The sequence below is a fragment of the Flavobacterium sp. AED genome (assembly GCF_000812945.1).
Classification (GTDB): domain Bacteria; phylum Bacteroidota; class Bacteroidia; order Flavobacteriales; family Flavobacteriaceae; genus Flavobacterium.
The window spans coordinates 1,719,654-1,742,674 of the sequence record NZ_JSYM01000001.1 but is presented as its reverse complement, the minus strand read 5'-3'; the positions used below and the strand labels follow the sequence as shown (position 1 = coordinate 1,742,674).

The window sequence follows — 23,021 nt, the reverse complement described above, 5'->3', positions numbered from 1 at the left end:
TAAAAATTAAAGTTCAAACTCTTGCCCCATTAAAGGAACTTTACAATCAAACCCATATTTTTCTTGAATTTTTATTCGAAGTTCATCGGCTGGTGCATTCTCTCCATGAACTAAAAACACTTTTTTTGGTTTATTTTCTAAAGCTGACAGCCAATTCAGAAGGTCTTTTTGATCGCCATGCGCAGACAATCCTTCTATTTCTAATATCGTAGCCAACACTGGATAATATTTACCGCGAATTTTAATTTCTTTGGCACCCTCTAATAATTTTCTTCCGCGGGTTCCTTCAGCTTGATAACCAATAATAATCACAGTAGTTTCGGGCAAACCAATATAGCGTTCTAAATAACTGAGAACTCTACCACCAGTAACCATTCCGCTAGCAGCAATAACTACTTTTGATTGTTTATTAAAAATAGTTTCAATGGTTTCTTGATATTCTGCAATCATCGTGAACATATTACACATTTCAACATAGTCATGCTCTGGTAATTTATGCCATTTTCTATTATTGGAAAAAATATCCAAAACACTTATTCCCATTGGAGTATCAATGATATAAGGAATATTAGGTATTCTTCCTTCCGTTTTAAGTTTCCATAATAGATACATTACACTTTGCGCACGCTCTACGGCAAAACTAGGAATGATGATTGTTCCGCCTTTTTGAACAGTATTATTAATATACATTTCCAACTCGTCTTTGGGATCAGTATCGGGATGCAATCGATTCCCATAAGTACTTTCAAGAAATATATAATCGCCCCTTTTGGGTTTTGTTGGCGGATACATAAGCGCATCATTATCACGTCCAATATCTCCTGAAAAAACCAATATTTTATTCTCAAGCTGCAGTTCAATTGTACAGGCACCAATAATGTGTCCTGCATTCGTGTAAACGGCACTAATTTCAGCGTCCAAAGGAATAGCTTCATTGGTTTTAATAACTCTAAAAAGAGGAAAAACTTTTTCAGCTTGGGCTACGGTATAAAGTGGTTGAGCAATTTCATGTTTGGAAAATTTTCCTTCATTCGCTTTTTTGGCTTCTTCTTCTTGAATTTTAGCACTATCCAATAAAATTAGCTTAGCGACATCCTTAGTAGGACTTGTACAATAAATTTTTCCCCTAAAACCTTGATCTACTAATCTGGGCAACCAGCCGCAATGATCTAAATGACCATGAGTTAACAAAACAAAATCTATTGTTGAAGGCAAAATGGGTAGTGGCTCCCAATTGAGTTCCCGCAGCGGTTTAATTCCTTGAAATTGACCGCAATCTATTAGAATTCTAATTCCGTTGCTTTCAATTAATGTTTTAGAACCTGTTACAGTTCCTGCGCCTCCAATAAATTTAATTTTCATCTGATTTTAATTTAAAATTAAATAATACAGAACTTTTTTTAAATAAATCTACATAAGTCCGAAGCTTCTTTTAATACATTTTTTATTCGGGATGTACTCAATCCAATTTTTTCTAAACAATCGGAATTATTTATTATTTCTTTTACCAAGATTATATCAAGGATTAATAATTTATCTTTCTCGGCAAGTGACAAAGTAGTCAAACATGTTACCGGATACAGGTAACTGTTGTCATTTTTTGTTTTTAAATTGTTATCTTCTGGGTAATTCCAACTTAACAAATTCAAGCCTGAACAGTTGGCAAAATCAATAGCATCTGTTGTAAATCTATTATTGGTAACAATCCAACATTTTGAGATAACATCATTATCAGAAAATATAGGATGTTGATTGATTTTTAAATCATTAAAACGAGACAAAATATACATAGGTACTTTTACATCAGAAGCAGCATCTCTACCGGCATGATATTTACATTCAATCATGGCAATAGTGCCATTCTTCTTTATTAAAACATCTATTTCATGCGAGACACATTTGCCTTGTAATGTTATGTTTGTTTTAGTTTCATAATGCTCTGAAGCAAAAAGTCGTCCAATATATTTTTCGAAAAAAAAACCTGCTGGACCTAATAATCGTATAGCTTCTCTTAAGTTATAACGTGCTGCATGGGAATTAGCCGTTTTTTTCAATAAACCAAAAGCCATTTTATAGATATGCTTGGTTGAAATACCCTCGTACATTTGTTTTCTAATTGTTTGCAAAATATTTTCCACAACAACTGCACTTGCCCCCGATTTTAAAAGTGAACTCTTCAGTTTATCAGGATTAAATTCTACAATATTTCCAGAATGCTTGACAATTTTCATATTCTTAAAACTTTGACAATTAGCAAATTAAATCCATACTAAAGGTAAAGAAAAAAGATTACTTATTTTGTTTTTGATAATAAAATCCCGGAACAAATAACAAAACAAAAATGGGTTGAATCAAAAATCGGCGAACATAAAACAATACTAAATTATTATGCCCTTTGATGAATAAAATTATATAGAAAAAAGCAGCAATCAATATCATAAAGAAAAAATAATACAGAACAAGGGCAAATTTTACCATTTGTACATCTTTGAAAAGAACATAAATTATCCCTAATGACACAACTGTATTCAATGTATAACGAAACAGTAATCCCAAAAACAACTGAAATGAATTGAAATTAGGCAAAGGCATATTAGTAAAATCGTTTTTGAAATAATCCAAAAAAGGGTCGTAAAACAATTGATCTTCAAATGCACGAATTAGCACTAAAAATACAACTAAAACAACAAACTGTAGTAGTCTAACTTTATTCTTTAGTAGTTTTTGAAGCATATCTTGAAAATTTATTAACCCAAATTAGCCATAAAATAAAAACAACACCATATATAAACAAAGGAAAAAGTACTCCGTGAAAAAACTGTTTTTGATTTGGATAATTAAACATCAAAACACATAAAATTGCTATTCTAAATACATTTAATACATAAATAAGTACGCTTCCGCCAAAGATAAAAAGTAACGTTGTTTTTAGTTTTCCTGAAAAAGCAACTATAAAAGCTACAAACAAAATGATAACACTAATGGCATTACAACCCTCAATAATTCTAGCTACATATTTTTGACTGTAAAACAACTTAATATAAGGTTCTAAAGTATTTTCCTCAACAGTAGCGCTTTTATCGAACAATTGCATAACCTGTTTGGTATTCTGACCCACAAATTGGGTAATTCTATCCAGTTTATTTTCTCCAAAACTATTAAGATATTCCTGATACAAAAAGGTAAGGGCAATGTAAGTCAAAAAAAAGGTAGTCAGAAAAAACAAAAAAGGCTTGTAGAGAATAAAATATTTTTTCAAAATCTATTTTTTAACAAATTTATATAATTTTTAAAAACTGCTTTAAATACTTTTGCATAAATATAAATAAAAACCATGACATTTCAAGAATTACAGCCAAAAGTAACCGAAATCACGCTAAACACAACGCTTTCAAGAGACGAAAAACTTTTATCTATTTGTCAGCTTCTAAGTAACTCTATTGACTATTACAATTGGGTAGGGTTTTATTTTGCAAATCAGGAAACTAAAACTTTACACTTAGGCCCTTATGTAGGAGCAGAAACAGATCATACCGTAATTCCTTTTGGAAAAGGTATTTGCGGACAAGTGGCGGTTTCTAACGAAAACTTTGTAGTTCCTGATGTTGCAGCACAAGACAATTATATTGCCTGTAGCTTTACAGTAAAATCAGAGATTGTGGTTCCGCTTTTTGTAAATGGAGAAAATATAGGACAAATTGATATTGACAGCCATGTACTCAATCCATTTAATAAAGATGACGAACAATTTCTAGAGTTTGTAAATGAGGAAATTGCGAAGTTGTATTAAGATTTAAAATAATTGACAATTCATAATTCATAATTGCTTCGCCAGTTCACAAAATAAGGGAGGTTTATTTTGTTCGTGTCATAATTATTTTTTACTTTTGCACCCGTCTTACAATAGATGTACGGCATACATAAAAATCATTAAACAAATATTGGAATGTATTTAACTAAAGAGATTAAAGAAGAGATCTTCGCTAAACACGGAGAAAAAACAAACACTGGAAAATCAGAAGCACAAATCGCTTTATTCACTTTCAGAATTAGCCACTTAACTGAGCACTTGAAAAAAAATCGTCATGATTATAACACAGAGCGTTCATTAGTATTACTAGTAGGTAAAAGAAGAGCTTTGTTGGATTACTTGAAGAAAACAGAAATCAACAGATATCGTGAGATTATCAAAGTATTGAATATCAGAAAATAATCAATATAAAAGAGGTGCGAAAGTGCCTCTTTTTGTTTTTATATACAACAATAAAAAAGTTTGGTTTTTCATTGGGTTTTAGGCATTAACTACGCAAAACAACAACTACAACACAACTAGAACCCATTGTTTAATCTAAAGAGAATTAAAATTATGATTCCACAATTATTTGTAGAAAACATCGATTTAGGAGATGGCAGAAGCATCTCAATCGAGACAGGACGTTTAGCGAAACAAGCTGACGGTGCTGTAGTAGTAAGAATTGGAAAAACTGTTATTTTAGGAACAGTAGTATCCTCAAGAAAAGCAACTCCAGGTATTGACTTTTTACCACTTACGGTAGATTATCGTGAGAAATTTGCTGCAGCAGGACGTTTTCCTGGTGGTTTCTTCAAAAGAGAGGCTCGTCCAAGCGATAACGAAGTTTTAACAATGAGATTAGTTGACCGCGTATTGCGTCCACTTTTCCCAGATGATTATCATGCTGAAGTTCAAGTTATGATTCAGTTAATGTCTCATGACGAAGATGTAATGCCTGATGCATTAGCAGGATTAGCAGCTTCAGCAGCATTAGCTTTATCTGACATTCCTTTCGAAACTTTAATTTCTGAAGCTCGTGTAGGTCGTATTGATGGTAAATTTATCATCAATCCAAGTCGTGCACAATTAGAACTATCTGACATCGACATGATGATTGGTGCTTCAACAGATTCTATCGCAATGGTAGAAGGTGAAATGAAAGAAATTTCAGAAGCAGAAATGGTTGAAGCTATTAAATTTGCTCACGAACACATTAAAGTTCAAATTGCCGCACAAGAAAGATTGGCAGCAGCATTTGGGAAAAAAGAAGTTCGTACTTACGAAACTGAAAAATCTGACGATGCAATTTACGCTAAAGTAAAAGCAGCTGCATATGATAAAATTTATGATATCGCAAAAGTTGGATCTTCTAAACAAGAGAGAACTGCTGCATTTGCAGAAGTTAAAGATGAAGTAAAAGCCTTATTTACAGAAGAAGAATTAGCAGAAAATGGTGATTTAGTAGGGAAATATTTCTACAAAGTTAACAAAGAAGCAGTTCGTAATGTAACGCTAGATTTAGGAACACGTCTTGACGGAAGAAAAACTACAGAAATCAGACCTATCTGGTGTGAAATAGATTACTTACCATCAGTTCACGGTTCCGCATTGTTTACACGTGGAGAAACTCAAGCATTGGCAACTGCAACTTTAGGAACTTCTAGAGAAGCAAACCAAATTGATTCACCATCTGAACAAGGAGAAGAAAAATTCTACTTGCATTATAATTTCCCACCATTTTCTACAGGAGAAGCTCGTCCATTAAGAGGAACTTCAAGAAGAGAAGTTGGTCACGGAAACTTAGCACAACGTGCTTTGAAAAACATGATTCCTGCTGAAAATCCTTATACTATCAGAATTGTTTCTGAAGTATTAGAATCAAATGGTTCATCTTCTATGGCAACAGTTTGTGCTGGAACATTAGCGTTAATGGATGCTGGAATTCAAATGATACGTCCTGTTTCTGGAATTGCAATGGGATTGATTACTGATGGAGATCGTTTTGCAGTTTTATCTGATATTCTTGGTGATGAAGATCACTTGGGAGATATGGACTTTAAGGTAACTGGAACTTCTGAAGGTATTACGGCTTGTCAAATGGATATCAAAATTGACGGATTGAAATACGAGATTATGGAAGCTGCTTTGGCTCAAGCCAGAGATGGTCGTTTGCATATCCTTGGAATTCTAACCAATACTTTAGCAGCTCCAAAAGCAGATGTTAAAGCCTATGCTCCAAAAATTATCACAAGAACAATTCCTGGTAACTTTATTGGTGCGTTGATTGGACCTGGTGGAAAAGTAATTCAAGAATTACAAAAAGCTACTGGAACAACTATCGTAATCAACGAAGTAAACGAACAAGGAGTTATCGAAATCCTTGGAACTGATCCTGCTGGAATTGAAGCGGTATTGGCTAAAATCCAATCGATTACTTTCAAACCACAAATGGGTGAAGCTTACGAAGTAAAAGTAATCAAAATGCTAGATTTTGGTGCAGTTGTAGAATACCTTGATGCTCCAGGAAACGAAGTATTACTTCACGTTTCCGAATTGGCTTGGGAAAGAACAGAAAATGTTGCCGATGTAGTAAACATGGGTGATGTATTCATGATTAAGTATCTAGGTTTAGACCCTAAAACTCGTAAAGAGAAAGTATCTAGAAAAGCCTTAATGCCAAGACCTCCACGCGAGGAGAAAAAAGAGTAATCAGATCTTAGTTTACTAAAGGTTTATTTATAGAAAAACCCGTTTCATGTATTTGAAACGGGTTTTTTGTTTTTATTTAAATTATTTTCAAAACTATTGTAACTTTTTATCGACCCCATACGTATAACTACTTGTACACTTAAAAATTGAGGAGACAAAAAAACATGAGACAACTAAAAATCACCAAGCAGGTAACCAATCGTGAAACTGCTTCATTAGACAAGTATTTACAAGAAATTGGAAAAGTTGACCTTATTACCGCTGACGAAGAGGTAGAATTAGCACAAAAGATTAAAGCCGGTGACCAGAAAGCATTAGAGAAATTGACAAAAGCCAATTTACGTTTCGTGGTTTCGGTAGCAAAACAATATCAAAATCAAGGGTTAACCCTTCCCGATTTGATTAACGAAGGAAATTTAGGATTGATAAAAGCAGCACAACGTTTTGATGAAACACGTGGTTTCAAATTCATCTCGTATGCCGTTTGGTGGATTCGTCAATCTATTTTACAAGCATTGGCTGAACAATCCCGTATCGTTCGTTTGCCTTTGAACAAAATTGGTTCTATCAATAAAATCAACAAAATGTACGCTTTATTAGAGCAATCTAACGAGCGCCCACCATCTGCTGAAGAAATTGCAAAAGAACTTGACATGACCGTAAATGACGTAAAAGAGAGTATGAAAAACTCTGGTCGTCACTTATCAATGGATGCGCCTCTTGTGGAAGGAGAAGATTCTAACCTTTACGATGTATTGCGTTCTGGTGAATCTCCAAATCCAGACAGAGAATTAATCCACGAATCATTGCGTACTGAAATCGAGCGTTCATTAGAAACATTGACTCCTAGAGAAGCTGATGTTGTTCGTTTGTACTTTGGTCTTGGTGATCAGCACCCAATGACATTAGAGGAAATTGGAGAAACTTTCGACTTAACTCGTGAGCGTGTACGTCAAATCAAGGAAAAAGCAATCCGAAGATTGAAACACACTTCCAGAAGTAAAATATTAAAAACCTACTTAGGTTAATTCACGATATTCCCCAATTAAAATTTTTAAATTTTAAATCTTTTAATTCAAAATGAACAACAGTTTGATTGACTGTTCGTTTTTTGATTGATGATTGAAACTCCGGCTGATTACCGGAGTTTTATTTTTTTAATCTGAATTCATTTCAGATTCCCTTGACCCTATTCCTGTTTAAAATCATTTGGGGCGTAACCCTCCGTAAAAACTTCGGTTCGGGCTTTTCGTTACAAATGAAATTCACTGAACACCGATGAAAATAAAAACATAGTGAAGTAATCTTTTTATTTAAAAAAATAAAAAGGATTTCCACTTCAATCCCTTACGCAATCTACGGACAACTCGCGAGTTGTCTCTTCTTACTAAAAAAATTTTCGCCAATTGCTCCAAAAAAACTACTTTTGCACAAACAATACAACTGTAAAGATGCACTGCAGTGCATCTCAACAAAACAACTATACAATGAAAAACACATTAATTGCACCATCAGTTCTTGCTGCTGATTTTGCTAATCTGCAACGCGACATCGAAATGATCAATAACAGTGAAGCCGATTGGTTTCATATAGACATCATGGATGGCGTTTTTGTACCAAACATTTCTTTTGGAATGCCCGTTCTTGAAGCTATTTCGAGACATGCAAAAAAAACAATCGATGTTCATTTAATGATTGTAGATCCAGACCGATACATCAAGACTTTTGCTGATTTAGGGGCAAATATCTTATGTGTACACTATGAAGCCTGTACCCACTTACACAGAACCTTGCAAGCTATTAAAGCCGAAGGTATGAAAGCTGGAGTAGCCTTAAATCCACACACAAACATTGACCTTTTAGAAGATGTAATCAATGATATCGATTTGGTTTGTATCATGAGTGTAAATCCAGGTTTTGGCGGACAATCTTTTATAGAAAACACCTACTCCAAAGTACGAAAATTAAAAGATTTGATTACCCGAAAAGGAGCCAATACAATTATAGAAATTGATGGAGGCGTTACTAATAAAAACGCAAAACAACTTGTGGAAGCAGGAGCTGATGTTCTTGTGGCGGGAAGTTTTGTTTTTAAGGCAGAAAACCCAACAGCAACGATTGCCGATTTGAAGAAATTGACTTCTTTTTAGTTCCTACTATTTTACATAAAAAAAGCCAAAGATATTGCTTCTTTGGCTTTTTTATATACTTAATTCTATGCTTAAACTATTTTGTTAAAGCTTCATGAATTTACTTATTTCCTTTTCGGAAATTTTAGGATTAGCTCCCTCATGCCCCGCTACTAATGCTCCAACAGCACAAGCATAATTCAATGATTTTTGTGGTGATTTCCCTCTAAGTAATTTGACTATGAGTGAAGCTAAGAAAGAATCCCCGGCTCCTACAGTATCAACTACTTTTATAAAATAACCGCTGTTATAATAAAATTTATCATTGTAATATAAGACCGCACCAAATGCGCCTTTCGTTACACAAACATGCTTTGTATTTGTCTTTTCAGCGATAAATTTAATATTCTGTTCAAACGAATTATAAGGCGATTCCAATTGCTGACTTATCTCATATAATTCTTCATCATTGAGCTTAATGAAATCTGCCTTTAACATCAATTCATTAAGTACATCTTCAGTATAATACGGAGCTCTTAGATTCGCATCCAAAACCTTATATTTAGCTTTATCCAAAAGATCATACAGAGTAGATCTGGAAACTTCATCACGGCATATTAAACTCCCGAAAACAAAAGCATCTGATTCCGACACTTTTTCATCCATTTCTTTACTCGGTGTAATTTTATCCCAGGAAGACGGGTAATGAATATCATAAGAAGCATTTCCCTTTTCGTTAATCATTACATTAACCACACCTGTTTTATAATCTTCCCCTATTTGGATAGCATCTGAACTCACATCCTGATTATTTATAAAAGATATAATTTCGTTCCCATCTTCGTCTGCACCGACACGACTTATAATCGTTGTTTCTGCCCCCAAAGAATTCATTCGAAGCGCAACATTCAATGGCGCTCCTCCAATTTTTTTATGCGTTGGAAAAAGATCCCATAAAACCTCTCCAAAGCTAACTACACTTAGAATGTATTTTGTATTCATAACTAAAAAATTTAAAAATTAAAGGCAAGTGTAAAACTTGCCTTTAACCTAATTTAAAACACTAACCAAACAAACATTATTATTAACCTTATTTTAATATCCTGGATTTTGTTTGTATAAACCTCCAGTAAAATCAATTTCTCTTTGAGGTATCGGATAATACTCATCTCTACCTGAAGTAAAATGGGCATTGGAAAGGAAATCTTTCTTTGTTTTTTCTACACCAAGATAAGCGTTCAAAACTTGTTCTGCTTTACCCCATCTAACAAGATCAAAAAATCGAGGACCTTCCATTCCAAACTCCAATCGTCTTTCAAACATAAGTGCTTTCATAGCATAATCTTTTGAAGGAAAAGAAGCGTAAGGAGCAATTTTATAAACATTTGAAGCTCCTGCTGCTAATGTCATTGTTGTACTCGCTGCAGCTCTGGCTCTAACTTGATTAATTATAGGCAAAGCTTCAGTATACCTGTTTAATTGTATTAATGCTTCTGCTTTAAATAATAACACATCTGCATATCTGATAAAATCAACATTTTTTGAAGTACCAATGAACGGTCCATTTTTTACATAACAGGAACAATCAGGAGATTGTTGCTCTTTCATATTTCCAAAGTATCCATAAACTCCTGGATCTCTAGCCCAACTAAATTTGTAAACCATATCACCAGTAGTTTTCAGTGTACTTTTGTATTTAAATGGTCTTCCAGGAACTCCCACTGTATGATCAATTCTAGGGTCAATCGTAACACCTGTAGCAAGTGGCGCATTTCCATTTCCATCAACTGTGTTAAAAATATCTGCATTGTTAAAAGTATCCAATAACGGTAAACCGCTAGCATCTGTTCTAAAAGCATTTACCATATTTTGGCTTGCTAAATGAAAACCACAACATCCATAAAGTGGCGTCCCATGCGGAGAATTCAATCCCGTAACGAAACTAACTCTTCCGGTATTTGTACCATCATTAATAGAAAACTGAACTGCCCAAATGGACTCTGGTCCATTATCATGACCATCTAAAAAATTATTCCCAAAGTCCGGTTCTAAACTTCCAGTTACTTTATCAGCATAATCAATAACTTCTTGCAATCTTGATGCATTAATATTCGTAACTTGATGTGTATCATTTTGTTCGTAAGCCTGATACAGTTTTAATTTTGCTAAATAAGCCGCTGCTGCATTTTTATCAGCTCTTCCCACTTGATCTTGTGATTGTGGCAAATTATCAAATGCAAAACGAAAATCATCTGCAATTTTATTCCACAAATCTTGACTTGACAAATCGTTAGACGTTTTCAGAATTTGCTCCTGAGTCAAATCTTCAGTGATATAAGGAACTTTATTGAACAACAACTTCAACATAAAATAAGAATGTGCTCTTAAAAAACGTAACTCCGCTTGTCTCACTTTTTTTAATGGGTAATCGGCATCAGGTATGTTATTGATTACTGACAATGCAAAATTTGCTCTTGAGATCGCTTTATAATGATTAGTCCATGTTCTAGGCAACATCCAGTCACCATAATCAGGAGTAGTTAGATTATATTGTTCATAGCGATCCACTACATCAACGTCACCACGACCTCCTCCACCTTTATAAGCATCATCAGATCGTACACTTCCATAAACCCATTGGTTGGTTATTGGCCCCACCATTTCGTCATTGCCAATAGCTGCATAAGCTGCATTAACAAGAGCTTCGGCATTTCCCGCTGTTGCAACATTCCCAGAAGATAATACTCCTGTAGGTTCGTAATCTAAAAAATTTGCGCTGCATGATGCCAAAAATAAGATTGACAAGAAGCTGATAGCTATTTTATTATATTTTTTCATGAGAATTAATTAAAAATTAAAGTTTACACCTAATGATAATGTCGTAGGTACTGGTATTCTGTTTACATCTGTTCGTTCTGGATCTGACCCTATATATCCTTTTGGAGTAAACCAAAATAGATTTTCTCCTTGCGCATAAACTCTACATCTAGTTATGAAACCCGTTTTGCCTACTAAACTAGTAGGAAGAGAATATCCAATTTGTAGATTTCTAACTTTAAAATAGGAGTTATTTCTAAAAAGATAATCTGAAGTCTGGGTATCATTATGAGCCAATGATAGCGATGGCACATTTGTATTTGTATTGGTTGGAGTCCAAGCATTAAATGTTCCAGGACCTGCATTTTCTCTTCCCTGAACAAAATTGTTCCAGAAAATATAAGGATCAACTCCAATTCTTCCTGCTACACCAGAACCAAAAACGGAGAAGTCAAAATTCTTATACGCTAAACTAATATTAATACCATATTCTAATTTTGGAAGTGTTGTACCAATAAAAGTTCTATCATCAGAATTTATAGCACCATCACCATTGATGTCAACAAATTTTATACCTCCCAACCTAGAACCCACTTGAGTGGCATGCGAATCGATATCAGCCTGACTTTGAAACAAACCATCTGTTTTATAACCAAAAATTTCAAATTGTGAATGACCAATTATGGAGTTTATGGCTGTCCCAGGATAAGCCGCCCTAACTTCTGCCGGTAAATCTGTGATTTTATTTTTGGTAGCACCAAAATTAGTGGTAACATTAAAATACAATCCATTTTCTAATTTATCAGCATATCCCACTGTAAGTTCCCAACCTTTATTTGCAGTGGAAGCTCCATTTACGAAACGTTGTTGCCCTTCTCCTACAGCAGATGCAACGGGTGGTTTAATCAAAATTCCAACTGTGTTTCTTGAAAAGTAATCAAATGAACCTGATAATTTATTTTCGAAAAAACCAAAATCAAGACCAACGTTAACCTCTTTGGTAGTTTCCCATTTTAACCCTGAATTAGCAGCTTGTATCGATACAAAACCAGAAGGTAAATTCCCGGTATTAGTACCATTCAAATCATAGGCTGTACCTACATTATAATAGATATTAAAGAAATCAGGAAAATATACATTTTGGTTAGGCCCGTATCGCGCTTCATATAAACCAAAACGAGCATTATCACCAATAGATTGATTCCCTACTTCTCCATAACCAGCACGAAGTTTAAGTGTTGAGATTGCTTTAATATTCTTTAAAAAATCTTCATTATTTATCTTCCAACCTACAGTAGCAGCCGGAAAAATTCCATATCTATTGTCTTGTCCAAATCTTGACGAACCATCTCTTCGAATAGTAAACGTAGCCAAATACCTGTCTGAAAACGCATAGTTGATTTTTCCAAACTGAGAAAGAAGCCTGCTACCCGTAGAAATACCATTATTTGTTCTGGCTCCCGTGGCTGCAGAAAGTGTAAAATAAGACTCTGACTCTACTGCAAATCCTTCAGCACGAGCATATAAAGTATTCAAATCGGTTTTAGTCGATTCTGTACCTACAACTACTCCAATTTTATGATTTGAAACTTTCAAGTTATAGCTTAACGTGTTTGAAATTGTTAAACTTGAATATTTATTGGTGTCAAAAGTCAAACTATTTGTACTTCTATTCACAAACCCGTTTTTTACAATTGGCTCAATGTCTTTCCTGTTAAAATCATTAAAATCCATCCCGATACTATTTCTGAATGTAAGATTTTTCAAAATGTCAATTTCCGTAAAAACATTCCCATACAAAGAGACTTTTTTGCTGTTATCCCATCTGTTCAAATATTGCATCAATAAAGGGTTATTTCTATCGGAATAACCAGATCCTAATGGCCCTGCATAATCACCAGAAGCAGTATATACCGGAATTGTTGGCGCTAAGGTTATGGCTAAACCTGGCGTTGGTGCATTTCCTACATCATTAGCTGCACTTCTTTCGTTAGACTGTGTAAATTGAGAATTCACACCAAATCTAACTTTATCATTGAATAACTTAAAATTAGCATTAAGTCTGGCAGAATATCTTTCATAATTGGTATATTTCAACATTCCTGAGTTATCTAAATACCCCATGTTCAATACCGCATTTGCTTTATCAGATCCACCGGATACCGATAAATCATTATTAATAAGCAACCCTGTTTTGTAAACAGTATTCTGCCAATCCGTATCACCAACAGGAACATTGGTATCACCACCAACATAAGGTTTAACTGTTACGCTGTTTAATACTGGATTATTAAAATCATGATTCCAGTCAAAATTATATATCTCGCCATATCCACCAGCTGGATCTGCATGATCATTTACTGATGCCTGCCACAAAACCTTACCTCTATCCAATGCATTAAGCATTTTATATCGTTGCTTTTTTTCAGAAAGAACTGAGACATTAGTACTATAAGAGACACTCATTGCCCCTCCTTTTGCTGCATTTTTTGTGGTTACAATAATAACACCGTTTGCAGCTCTAGAACCATAAATAGAGGAAGCGGAAGCATCTTTCAATACTTGAACAGACTCTATAGCACTTGGATTTAAGCTAGCAAACACTTCTGGTCTCACAGTAGGAACCCCATCAATCACATACAATGGATCTGTATTCCCCAGTGTACTTACCCCCCTGATTAATATTCTGCTGTTCGCTCCACTTGGATCACCAGATTTCTCAATAGTTAATCCGGCAACTCTACCCTGTAAAGCCTGCATAGCATTTCCAGAGCTCATACTTTGACCTGTAATCGGTTTTAAATCTACTACAGTAACGGCACCTGTTACATCTACTTTTCGCTCCTTTGAATATCCTACTACAACAATTTCGCTTAAATTTATCGACTCTGGTTTTAAAACAACATTTATTGATTCCCGTCCGTTAACTTTAATTGTTTGACTTGCAAAACCTGTAAAACTAAATACCAAAGTAGCATTCTTATCTACATTGTTAAGCGCATAATGACCATCAAGATCTGTTGCAGTAGCATTTTTTGTTCCGGATACCGTAACAGATGCACTAGGGAGTGACATTCCGTCTTCGGAGGAAGTAACCACTCCTTTTATTCCTATGTTTTGGGCCGTAAGTGAAAAAAAGGAACCCATTAAAATTAAATAGAGGATGATTTTTTGTTTCATAATTTAGATAGTTTAGTTAAAATTTTAGTTGGTTAATTATTAAATTTTCAATAGTGAAATTGAAATTTTCTTTAGTGACTGAAAATGTTTCCATCGGTTTTTCCGGGAAAAATATTTCGGTCATAACTGTTTTTCCATTATCGTAAAACACTTCTATTGAGGTTTTATCAACGATTACTCTTACATCCATTTTATCAAAATCTCCAGTAAATGGAGCTTTAGAAATTTGCTTTGCAAAAACATCAGAAAAAGATAAATTCCCTGAGTTTTGTCTGTCAATAAAAAAGTATTTTTCTTTTTTATTAATCCCAAAATGAATTGAATTATTGGAATTATTGGAAAGAGAAAAAGTGTAAACGTCTTCTTTTAAATTTTTTAAGGTAAATCGAATATCTAGTTTTGATAAATCCACCATTGTTTTATTAATTAATACGGTTTTCCCTTTATTAATTTTAATGGTATCTTTTTTTATAGTCTTTGAAATATAATTTTTCAATTCTCTCACTGGCTGAGAAGAAACCCTGAAATGATAGTCTTCTTTTACAAGACTTAATTCTCTTGGTAAAGTTGTAGCTCCCCTCCACTTTTCAGTTGGAACTTTATTAGCATAGTCCCAATTAGACATCCAACCAACAAACAGTTTTCTACCATCAGTATCTGGAATGTTTGACCAAGTAACTCCAGCATAATTATCTCTGCCGAAATCAATCCATAATGCTTTTTGCTTTTTTAAGTCTTGAGAGAATGACTCATCCAGTTTAAATGTTTTACCATCAAAATCGCCAACAAAATATTGTGTTGCTGAACCACCATTAGGTCCTCCTGGGTTTATATTTAATAAAAGCACCCATTTATATTCATCCGTACCCTCTACTTGCAATGGGAAAAAATCCGGGCATTCCCAAACGCCTCCATGGGCTCCAATATCTTTTCCGAAATCAGAAAGTAATTCCCAATCTTTTAAATTTTTAGAACCATAAAACATAGCATGATCTCCAGCTGCTAAAACCATTAACCACTGCTCATGAATGGCATCCCAAGTCATTTTTGGATCCCTAAAATCTTTAAGATTTGGATTTTTTATAACTGGATTCTGGTCATATTTTGTCCAAGTCAAGCCTTCATTTAACGAATAGGCAATTCCTTGTGATTGACAATCGATTTTACCAGCTTTTTCTTTTATAGGATCATGATAAGTAAACATGGCTACAATGGGCGGATTTCTTAAACTGCCAAATCCCGAAGTGTTTTTTGTATCAACAACAGCACTTCCTGAGAAAATATAGCCTTTTTCGTCAGGATAAAGCGCTATTGGTTTTTCAGTCCATGTTATAAGGTCAGTACTTATAGCATGTCCCCAATGCATAGGTCCCCAAACATTAGAATCTGGATAATATTGATAATAAAGGTGGTAATATCCGTTGTTGTAAAACATCCCATTAGGATCATTCATCCAACCTTTTTTTGGAGTATAATGAAAATTGGGTCTATAAAGTTCTTCTTCCGAATAGGATTTTTTATTGACCACTGCAGTTTCTTTACAACCGAATAAAACTAATAGCCCCATGATGCAACATATTGTTCTAAAAAATTCTTTTTTATTTACTGTAATCATAGTTCTCTTTTTTTATTAATTCTTTACTTAATTCTTCTAAGGAAATTCCTTTAGTTTCCGGCATCAAAAACGCAACAAACAAGAGTTGAAAAACCATCATTATTGCGAAAAACAAAAACACAACACCAGGACCTATAGTGGAAAACAAAAATGGAATTAGAGATGGAATTATCGCTGCTAAAACCCAGTGCGTTGTACTCCCAAAAGCTTGTCCAGATGCTCTAAGATGATTCGGGAAAATTTCTGAAATAAAAACCCAGATTACCGCTCCTTGACCTATTGCATGTGAAGCAATAAATAAAAACAAGAAGATTGGAACCGCCATTCCTTGCCAATGGAAAAAGAAGGCCATAGCAACAAGAGAAAGTGAAACAATGTATCCTACCGAACCAATATACATTAAGACTTTTCGTCCTAATCTATCAATTAGAAAAACTCCAATTAGAGTAAAAACTAAATTTATGACTCCGATTCCTATACTGCTTAATAAAGCGGTACTTTCTCCCAAACCAGCTTCTTGAAAAATTCTGGGTGAATAATATAAGAATGCATTAATACCGGACAATTGGTTAAACAGCGCTATAAAAAAGGCTAAAATTAAAGGGGTACGATATTTTTTTAGAAAAATATTTTCATTGGAAATAGTAGTATTGTTATTATGCTGGTTAATCTCTACCATCAATTTTTCATAGTCAGCTTCTTGCCCCATTAGATGCAAGACTTTTTTAGCTTCCTCATTTCTGGATTTAGACAACAGCCATCTTGGACTTTTTGGAATAGTAAAAATAAATAGTGTATAAATAAAAGATGGAATTGCTTGTACTCCCATCATCCATCTCCATGAATTTTCGCCTGTGTCTCTTAATAAATAATTAGAAAGAAAAGCAACCAGAATCCCTAAAACAATATTAAATTGATAGAAAGCAACTAATTTCCCTCGATCTTTTGCCGGTGCAATTTCAGAGATATAGGCTGGCGCTGCAATTGTTGATGCTCCAACACCAAGACCACCAATAAATCTAAAAGCAGCAAAAACGAATGGGTTATTTGCTAAAGCAGAACCAATTGCCGAAATGAAAAATAAAATCCCGATCCATAATAGTGTATTCTTTCTTCCTATTTTATTAGTTGGTATCCCACCGAATATTGCTCCAAAAACGGTACCCCACAAAGCCATCCCCATAACTACTGTTCCATGGAAAGCATCAGAAGAATTCCATAAAACTTGCAACTTTTTATCAGCTCCTGAAATAACAACCGTATCAAATCCAAAAAGAAACCCTGCAAGTGAAGCAATCAGAGACCAAACAACAATTTTTTTCATTATCAAAAAATATTAAATTAGATTGCTAAGATATCTGCAAAAATTCTGCATGTATTTTAAGGATGTTACAATTTCATTTAAAACTGTTTTTAGAAACAAATAAAAAACACAATTACCTGTTTTTCAGTGAATTACACACTAAGATAAATAAAGAACTACTTCGTTGTAGTTCAATGATGTTACACTTGTTACAATTATGTTACGCTACTTTTAAGATAAAAAACCTAGATACCGATCCATAAAAAAGACTACTGTACTGATTTTACTCAATTACTATAATTTTAAATTTATTTTTACAGGAAGTATAAAAATAATACATAAAAAAAACGAATTTACCAGGCATTTTCACACTATTATAGCATACTAAAAATTTTACAAAGATTTACGCAGATGAAATACAGTATACCCTAAGGATTCAAAGCGTTTTTAGAATCGATGCATAGGAATTGCAGCGAGAACAAGGCCCTTTGAAATTCAAACAGTCCTACATATAATTCTGCTGCGCATCACTCCGCAAAAAGCACTCGAACTGGAGTTTATTATAATCACATAAGTCATGTAAGCCTTCTAAACTATTACATTGAAATGGGGGCCATAAAAAAAACCATCAAAATTAGATTTTGATGGTTCTGATTTTTGTCTGCAACTTATAAAAGTGAAAGAGCATGTTATAACTTATTCAAAAAACAAACAGAATTTGTTCTTTAGTGAGCCCAAAGCTTTTGGAAAACCTAAGGCACCCTTTCTATAGCACGCTTTTATTTAAAAATTTTTAAGTCTGAAAAAGTGACTTCACCATTATCAGCAAAAATAGCCCACGGATTTTGATTCATTTTATAAATACGGTTCGTAAAAGCTATTTCGTCATTAATGTATATCACACATACCGAATTTTCAGAAATGATTGTAACATCAAACTCTTTATTAGCCGGGACATTTAGTGGAAGCTGCGTTACATTTAAGGAGGACGCATTTTTTATAACCTTATCTAATCTTAATTGATTTTTGGCTAAATCGAATACAATGGCAAATACTTCATTTCGTGTGTCACACGCTCCAAATTCAAAACCAAATTGAGTGGATGATATCGCTTTTATATGTGTTTTAATTTTAAATGCTCCAGTTTCTCTGTCAAACACTGAAAATGCTTTTTCAGCCCCATTACCCTTCAATGTATAGGCGTCTCCTTGCTTTGTAGTTCCAAAGCCTATTTTCGCATTTAAAGCTTCATTAACAATAAACTTGTTGTCTACACCATTGGGTATCGCAATACCTAATGTTCCATTTGGATGCGTTACAAGTCGATGCGTTACAAGCGATCCAGCCCAATCAAAAATAGCGGCATCACTGTTTTTGTTTTTAGTAGGACACCATCCTGCTATATACCGGTTTATGCTATCGGTAACTGTTTTTCCAGCATAGAAAGCAATTCCATCTAAGGTATTATTTACAGGAGTAATCCAAGTATTGGCTGTCAGCAAACGGTATTTATAGTGTACCATTCGATCATCAATATTAGAATAGATCAAATACTGATAGTCACCCATACTAAATACATCAGGACATTCAGTTATAAAGGTAGTTGTGTCCTCATAAAATGGCTTTTCCAAAGTCCAATCTTTTAAATTAGTAGAACTGTATTGAGCGATAACTGCCCGCCATGGTACATTACCATCAGAAACTAAACCAACCTCAGAACGTGTCGCAATCAACATTTTATATGTTCCCGTAATTTTATCCTCTATAACAATTGGATCTCTAAATTCATTACGATCGTATCCGAAAGAAGCTTGAAGCAAAAATGATGGATCTTTTGTCCAAGTTTTTAAATCCGTAGACGTTGCAAGCATAATTTTTTCTTTAGGATCAAGAATTCCGTTATGTCCTGTATAGAAAGCGTAATAAATTCCATTCAATTTAAAAACGGATCCTGTACCTAATGCTCCATCCTGATCAGTCACGGTTCCAGTAGCAATCATTTCGCTATTGTCATTGAATGTTGCAAAATCAGTTGTGGTTACTTTGTACCAAGGATGAAATGTGGGCAATGTATTTCTCGCATCGTACAAATAGAAAATATGGAATATTCCATTTTCATAAAATGGCATAGGATCACCAAACCAAGCTGAAGTCGGTTTAAAGAAAGTTGTATACGCATTGCTTAATTCATTAGCTGTTTGGCAAGCTGGCGCATTTGTTTCAACAACCGGATTTTCAGTTCCAGGCTTATTATCGTTACTGCAATTATAAAACACTGCATGACAAAGAAAAAGACATAAAAACTTAAGACATATTTTCATATTTTGTTGGTTTACGAAAACTATCAAATATCCTAAAGACACTCAACACCCCGAGATTAAATAATTTTTATAAAAATGTTTAGTTCAGAAATCAAAACCTCCTTATTATTTGATTAAATAACGATTAGTCGTTCTCTAACTTTTTTTAAAGAGGTTATTTAAAATCAACTAAAAAATTTAACTATGTTAAAAAATTAAATTGAATTGCTAAGATATCCGTAAAAATTTAGCTATTATTTTAAGGATGTTGCTTTTTCATATAATGCCAGTAAAAATTGTTTAAAAAATACTAATTAGCTACATATCAAATAATTACACGTAAAAAGAAAAGCAACTACTTCGTTGTAGTTGCTTTTATGTTACATGAATTATAATTATGTTACGCTATTATTGCAAGAAGAAAGTGGTTCAATAGAAAAAAATCTATTTTTTATTTTTATATTCTTTAGGTGTAACCCCAAATTTATTTTTAAAGGAAGTGGAGAAATAATTTGGTGATGAAAAACCCACTGCATAGGCAATTTCTGAAATGTTTTGGTCTGATTTTTTTAATAGCTCTTTTGATTTATCCAATCGCATATTATTAATATGGTCACTAACACTAATTCCTAATATAGCTTTAACTTTTCGATACAATTGTATCCGCGAAATAGTTAAACTTCGCGCAAGATCTTCAACAGTATAGGCAGAATTATCCAAGTTTTTTGCAATAAGATCATTTAATTTTCTTAGAAAATCTTGTTCAGAAACACCAAAATCACCATCCTCAATATTTAAAATATTATTGGTATAATAAAACCGTAGTTTTTCTCTGTTAAAGAGCAATCCTTTAATAGATTGAGCTAATACTTTTAAATTGAAAGGTTTTGTCAAAAAGATATCAGCTCCACTTTCTAAAGCCTTCAAATACGAATCTTGATCATCCGAAGCGGTAAGTATTATAATAGGAATATGTGACGTTCTTAAATCTTTCTTGAGTATTTCACAAATTTGAAAACCATTCTTTTCAGGCAAATTCAAATCACAGATAATAATATCCGGAATTAACTCCAATGCTCTTTCAATTGCATTGGTACCATCGGAAGCAAAAAAAGTATATTCTGCTGAGAATTTATGAGACACAAAATCTAAAAGCTCCTTATTGTCCTCTATATATAGAATCGAATATTTATCTTCGGTGTTTTTTGGTTCAACACTTTGAATAAACTCCGAATCCAGATAATCGGGTTGATGAACAAAATCCAAAATAGGCTCCTTTATTATGTATTTTTCATCAAGATGCTCTTTTCCTAATGGTAATGTAATTATAAATTCTGTTCCATTTTTTGAATTAATTTCTATGTTTCCTTTGTGCAGTTCGACAAAACTTTTTGACAGATGCAGTCCTATTCCGGAACTGTTTCTGTAATTATTTGAACCTTGATAAAAAGCATTAAAAACCTCCTTCAACTCATTTTCTGGAATCCCTATACCTGAATCTTTAAAGTGAATTTTAACTGTATTATTGGGTTTATCTTCTTTTATTGTAATCAAAATTTTACCCTTTTCAGGGGTGAATTTAAAGGCATTAGACAACAAATTAAAATAGACTTTATCCATTAGATTGCGATCTATGTAGACCTCTAGGTCTGGATTGTTCGTTGTCAATGAAAAATCAATATTTCTTTTCTTCGCTTCCCGATCAAAATCACCAATGATACTTTTAGAAAAATCTAAAATATTAGTTTTTGATGCTCTCAAAATAAATTTTTGATCCTCTGTTTTTCTATAGTCTAATAATTGATTAATTAACCGGAGTAACCTTCTGGAGTTGTTATACATCAAATTTATTTCCTTATTCACGGAAATCCCTTTATTCTTAAATTCATTTCCTAAAGATTCTATAGAACTCAATATCAACGTTAACGGCGTTTTGAATTCATGAGACAAACCTGTAAAAAAATTAAGTCTTGCTTCATTACTTAATTTTAGTTCTTCAGAAAATTTTTCAATTTCGTTTCTTTGACTAACATTTTTTTTATTTGTCTCTTCTAATTCTTTCTTTTTACGACGAATTGTTATTCCTGAATAGATACTATATATCGCTAAGCTTAGTACAATTATAAACAAAGAAATTAAAAGTTTCAGCAGATTACCCTGTGTCGAATATTTCTTTTCTTGATTTTTAATAACATTTTGTTGTTGCTCAATATCAGATTGTTGGATTGTTATTTTATCAAATTGATTGCTCATTATATCTGCATTAAGAGAATCTATCAATATCGTATTCAATTTATTATTTTTAGGAACAATTTCTTGATTGACTATTCTCAAAGCTAATCGTATGGCTTCACTTCCTCCTGTTGGATATAAAACGGTTGCTTCTAAAATTTTATCTTTAACATATTGAATCCCTCCGAATGGTCCATTAAGCCCATCAACCCCTATAAATTTTATTTTTTTATCTAACCCTTTATCCTTGGCAATTTTCCATGCGTTATACGCAATTAAATCATTAAAGGCATATACGTAATCAATATTAGACATACTATCTAATAACTTTATATAATTTGTTTTTGGATGTCCAAAGTCATCTGAATCGATGTCAAAAACTTTAATACCAGGATATTGTTGAACAATTTGCTTAAATCCCAAGCTTCTTTCTAAACCAGGCGATGTATCTAAATCCCCATAAATTTGAATCACATTTGCATGCCCTTTAGAAATTGAAACGAGATGTTTACCCGCTAATCGTCCCACTTCAATATTGTCTGCTCCCAAATATGCTGTATAATTAGACGTATTTACTTTTCTGTCTACTATGATTACCGGGATACCTTTGGCTTTGGCTTTTTCTATTACTGGGACAATAAAGTCTGATTCAAAAGGGGAAACTATTATGACATCTACTTTATCTTCAATAAACTTTTCAATATCACGAATCTGTTTTTTTGGTTGACGATTCGCATTATAAATTCTCAAGCTAACCTCTGGATGAAGCGAAGATTCAACCTCCATCGCATGATTCATCGATGTTCTCCAAATATCATCATCAACACTTTGTGAGAATCCAATAGAAATTTTCCTTCTATCGCTTTCTGATGAATTACAGGAATTCAGTAAACATATAAAACTTGCCAGTAGTATAAAATAGCCTCTTCTTGACATACGATTT

The 23,021-nt window shown here is 33.5% G+C and carries 16 protein-coding genes; 5 read left to right on the top strand and 11 right to left on the bottom strand.

All coding sequences use genetic code 11. The features are described 5' to 3' along the window. Positions 1-6: 6 nt before the first annotated feature. The 4 genes from OA85_RS07710 to xrtF are packed head-to-tail and all read right to left on the bottom strand — an operon-like array spanning position 7 to position 3,259. A complete protein-coding gene (locus tag OA85_RS07710; protein ID WP_039108948.1) occupies positions 7-1,362 on the bottom strand; it encodes an MBL fold metallo-hydrolase RNA specificity domain-containing protein in 1,356 nt (451 codons plus the stop codon). Positions 1,363-1,400: 38 nt separating this feature from the next. Continuing rightward, positions 1,401-2,231, bottom strand: coding sequence for an ATP cone domain-containing protein (locus tag OA85_RS07705; protein ID WP_039108947.1), 831 nt, complete (start codon positions 2,229-2,231; stop codon positions 1,401-1,403). 58 nt (positions 2,232-2,289) lie between these two features. Next, positions 2,290-2,733, bottom strand: coding sequence for an exosortase F system-associated protein (locus OA85_RS07700; RefSeq protein WP_039108946.1), 444 nt, complete (start codon positions 2,731-2,733; stop codon positions 2,290-2,292). Beyond that, positions 2,708-3,259, bottom strand: a complete 552-nt coding sequence (xrtF, locus tag OA85_RS07695; RefSeq protein ID WP_039108944.1) for an exosortase family protein XrtF — start codon at positions 3,257-3,259, stop codon at positions 2,708-2,710. The genes OA85_RS07700 and xrtF overlap by 26 nt, the downstream gene beginning before the upstream one ends. Before the next feature lie 75 nt (positions 3,260-3,334). On the opposite strand from xrtF, the gene OA85_RS07690 reads away from it, so the two are divergent. From OA85_RS07690 to rpe, 5 genes are all read left to right on the top strand, one after another. Further along, a complete protein-coding gene (locus OA85_RS07690) occupies positions 3,335-3,790 on the top strand; it encodes a GAF domain-containing protein (protein ID WP_039108943.1) in 456 nt (151 codons plus the stop codon). A gap of 156 nt (positions 3,791-3,946) precedes the next feature. Next, entirely contained in the window at positions 3,947-4,213 is a 267-nt protein-coding gene (gene rpsO, locus OA85_RS07685) for a 30S ribosomal protein S15 (protein ID WP_035670202.1), read from the top strand. A gap of 153 nt (positions 4,214-4,366) precedes the next feature. After that, positions 4,367-6,502, top strand: coding sequence for a polyribonucleotide nucleotidyltransferase (locus tag OA85_RS07680; RefSeq protein WP_039108942.1), 2,136 nt, complete (start codon positions 4,367-4,369; stop codon positions 6,500-6,502). Between the two features lie 164 nt (positions 6,503-6,666). Then, on the top strand, positions 6,667-7,530 hold the full coding sequence (locus OA85_RS07675) for an RNA polymerase sigma factor RpoD/SigA (RefSeq protein WP_007137700.1): 864 nt from the start codon (positions 6,667-6,669) through the stop codon (positions 7,528-7,530). A 459-nt stretch (positions 7,531-7,989) separates the two neighbouring features. Further along, positions 7,990-8,652 carry a ribulose-phosphate 3-epimerase gene (gene rpe, locus OA85_RS07670; RefSeq protein WP_039109447.1) on the top strand — a complete coding sequence of 221 codons (663 nt, stop codon included), beginning with the start codon at positions 7,990-7,992 and terminating at the stop codon, positions 8,650-8,652. 84 nt (positions 8,653-8,736) lie between these two features. Here rpe and OA85_RS07665 read toward each other — a convergent pair whose 3' ends face one another. From OA85_RS07665 to OA85_RS07635, 7 genes are all read right to left on the bottom strand, one after another. After that, complete coding sequence (locus OA85_RS07665) at positions 8,737-9,633, bottom strand: carbohydrate kinase family protein (RefSeq protein ID WP_039108939.1); 897 nt, start codon at positions 9,631-9,633, stop codon at positions 8,737-8,739. Between the two features lie 93 nt (positions 9,634-9,726). Continuing rightward, positions 9,727-11,469: a RagB/SusD family nutrient uptake outer membrane protein gene (locus OA85_RS07660; protein WP_039108938.1), complete on the bottom strand. Its 1,743-nt coding sequence runs from the start codon at positions 11,467-11,469 to the stop codon at positions 9,727-9,729. Between the two features lie 9 nt (positions 11,470-11,478). After that, a complete protein-coding gene (locus tag OA85_RS07655; RefSeq protein WP_039108937.1) occupies positions 11,479-14,628 on the bottom strand; it encodes a TonB-dependent receptor in 3,150 nt (1,049 codons plus the stop codon). Positions 14,629-14,644: 16 nt separating this feature from the next. Further along, entirely contained in the window at positions 14,645-16,243 is a 1,599-nt protein-coding gene (locus OA85_RS07650) for a glycoside hydrolase family 32 protein (RefSeq protein ID WP_039108936.1), read from the bottom strand. Continuing rightward, positions 16,227-17,567, bottom strand: coding sequence for a sugar porter family MFS transporter (locus OA85_RS07645; RefSeq protein ID WP_039108935.1), 1,341 nt, complete (start codon positions 17,565-17,567; stop codon positions 16,227-16,229). The genes OA85_RS07650 and OA85_RS07645 overlap by 17 nt, the downstream gene beginning before the upstream one ends. A gap of 758 nt (positions 17,568-18,325) precedes the next feature. Next, complete coding sequence (locus OA85_RS07640) at positions 18,326-19,867, bottom strand: glycoside hydrolase family 32 protein (RefSeq protein WP_039108934.1); 1,542 nt, start codon at positions 19,865-19,867, stop codon at positions 18,326-18,328. A gap of 423 nt (positions 19,868-20,290) precedes the next feature. Further along, positions 20,291-23,014: a substrate-binding domain-containing protein gene (locus OA85_RS07635; RefSeq protein ID WP_039108932.1), complete on the bottom strand. Its 2,724-nt coding sequence runs from the start codon at positions 23,012-23,014 to the stop codon at positions 20,291-20,293. Positions 23,015-23,021: the final 7 nt, after the last annotated feature.

What these genes read in the sequence shown, in the direction of transcription:
- OA85_RS07710 (WP_039108948.1), bottom strand. Translation starts at nt 1,362, where the DNA reads ATGAAAATTAAATTTATTGGAGGCGCAGGAACTGTAACAGGTTCTAAA.
- OA85_RS07705 (WP_039108947.1), bottom strand. Translation starts at nt 2,231, where the DNA reads ATGAAAATTGTCAAGCATTCTGGAAATATTGTAGAATTTAATCCTGAT.
- OA85_RS07700 (WP_039108946.1), bottom strand. Translation starts at nt 2,733, where the DNA reads ATGCTTCAAAAACTACTAAAGAATAAAGTTAGACTACTACAGTTTGTT.
- OA85_RS07690 (WP_039108943.1), top strand. Translation starts at nt 3,335, where the DNA reads ATGACATTTCAAGAATTACAGCCAAAAGTAACCGAAATCACGCTAAAC.
- rpsO (WP_035670202.1), top strand. Translation starts at nt 3,947, where the DNA reads ATGTATTTAACTAAAGAGATTAAAGAAGAGATCTTCGCTAAACACGGA.
- OA85_RS07680 (WP_039108942.1), top strand. Translation starts at nt 4,367, where the DNA reads ATGATTCCACAATTATTTGTAGAAAACATCGATTTAGGAGATGGCAGA.
- OA85_RS07675 (WP_007137700.1), top strand. Translation starts at nt 6,667, where the DNA reads ATGAGACAACTAAAAATCACCAAGCAGGTAACCAATCGTGAAACTGCT.
- rpe (WP_039109447.1), top strand. Translation starts at nt 7,990, where the DNA reads ATGAAAAACACATTAATTGCACCATCAGTTCTTGCTGCTGATTTTGCT.
- OA85_RS07665 (WP_039108939.1), bottom strand. Translation starts at nt 9,633, where the DNA reads ATGAATACAAAATACATTCTAAGTGTAGTTAGCTTTGGAGAGGTTTTA.
- OA85_RS07660 (WP_039108938.1), bottom strand. Translation starts at nt 11,469, where the DNA reads ATGAAAAAATATAATAAAATAGCTATCAGCTTCTTGTCAATCTTATTT.
- OA85_RS07655 (WP_039108937.1), bottom strand. Translation starts at nt 14,628, where the DNA reads ATGAAACAAAAAATCATCCTCTATTTAATTTTAATGGGTTCCTTTTTT.
- OA85_RS07650 (WP_039108936.1), bottom strand. Translation starts at nt 16,243, where the DNA reads ATGATTACAGTAAATAAAAAAGAATTTTTTAGAACAATATGTTGCATC.
- OA85_RS07645 (WP_039108935.1), bottom strand. Translation starts at nt 17,567, where the DNA reads ATGAAAAAAATTGTTGTTTGGTCTCTGATTGCTTCACTTGCAGGGTTT.
- OA85_RS07640 (WP_039108934.1), bottom strand. Translation starts at nt 19,867, where the DNA reads ATGAAAATATGTCTTAAGTTTTTATGTCTTTTTCTTTGTCATGCAGTG.
- OA85_RS07635 (WP_039108932.1), bottom strand. Translation starts at nt 23,014, where the DNA reads ATGTCAAGAAGAGGCTATTTTATACTACTGGCAAGTTTTATATGTTTA.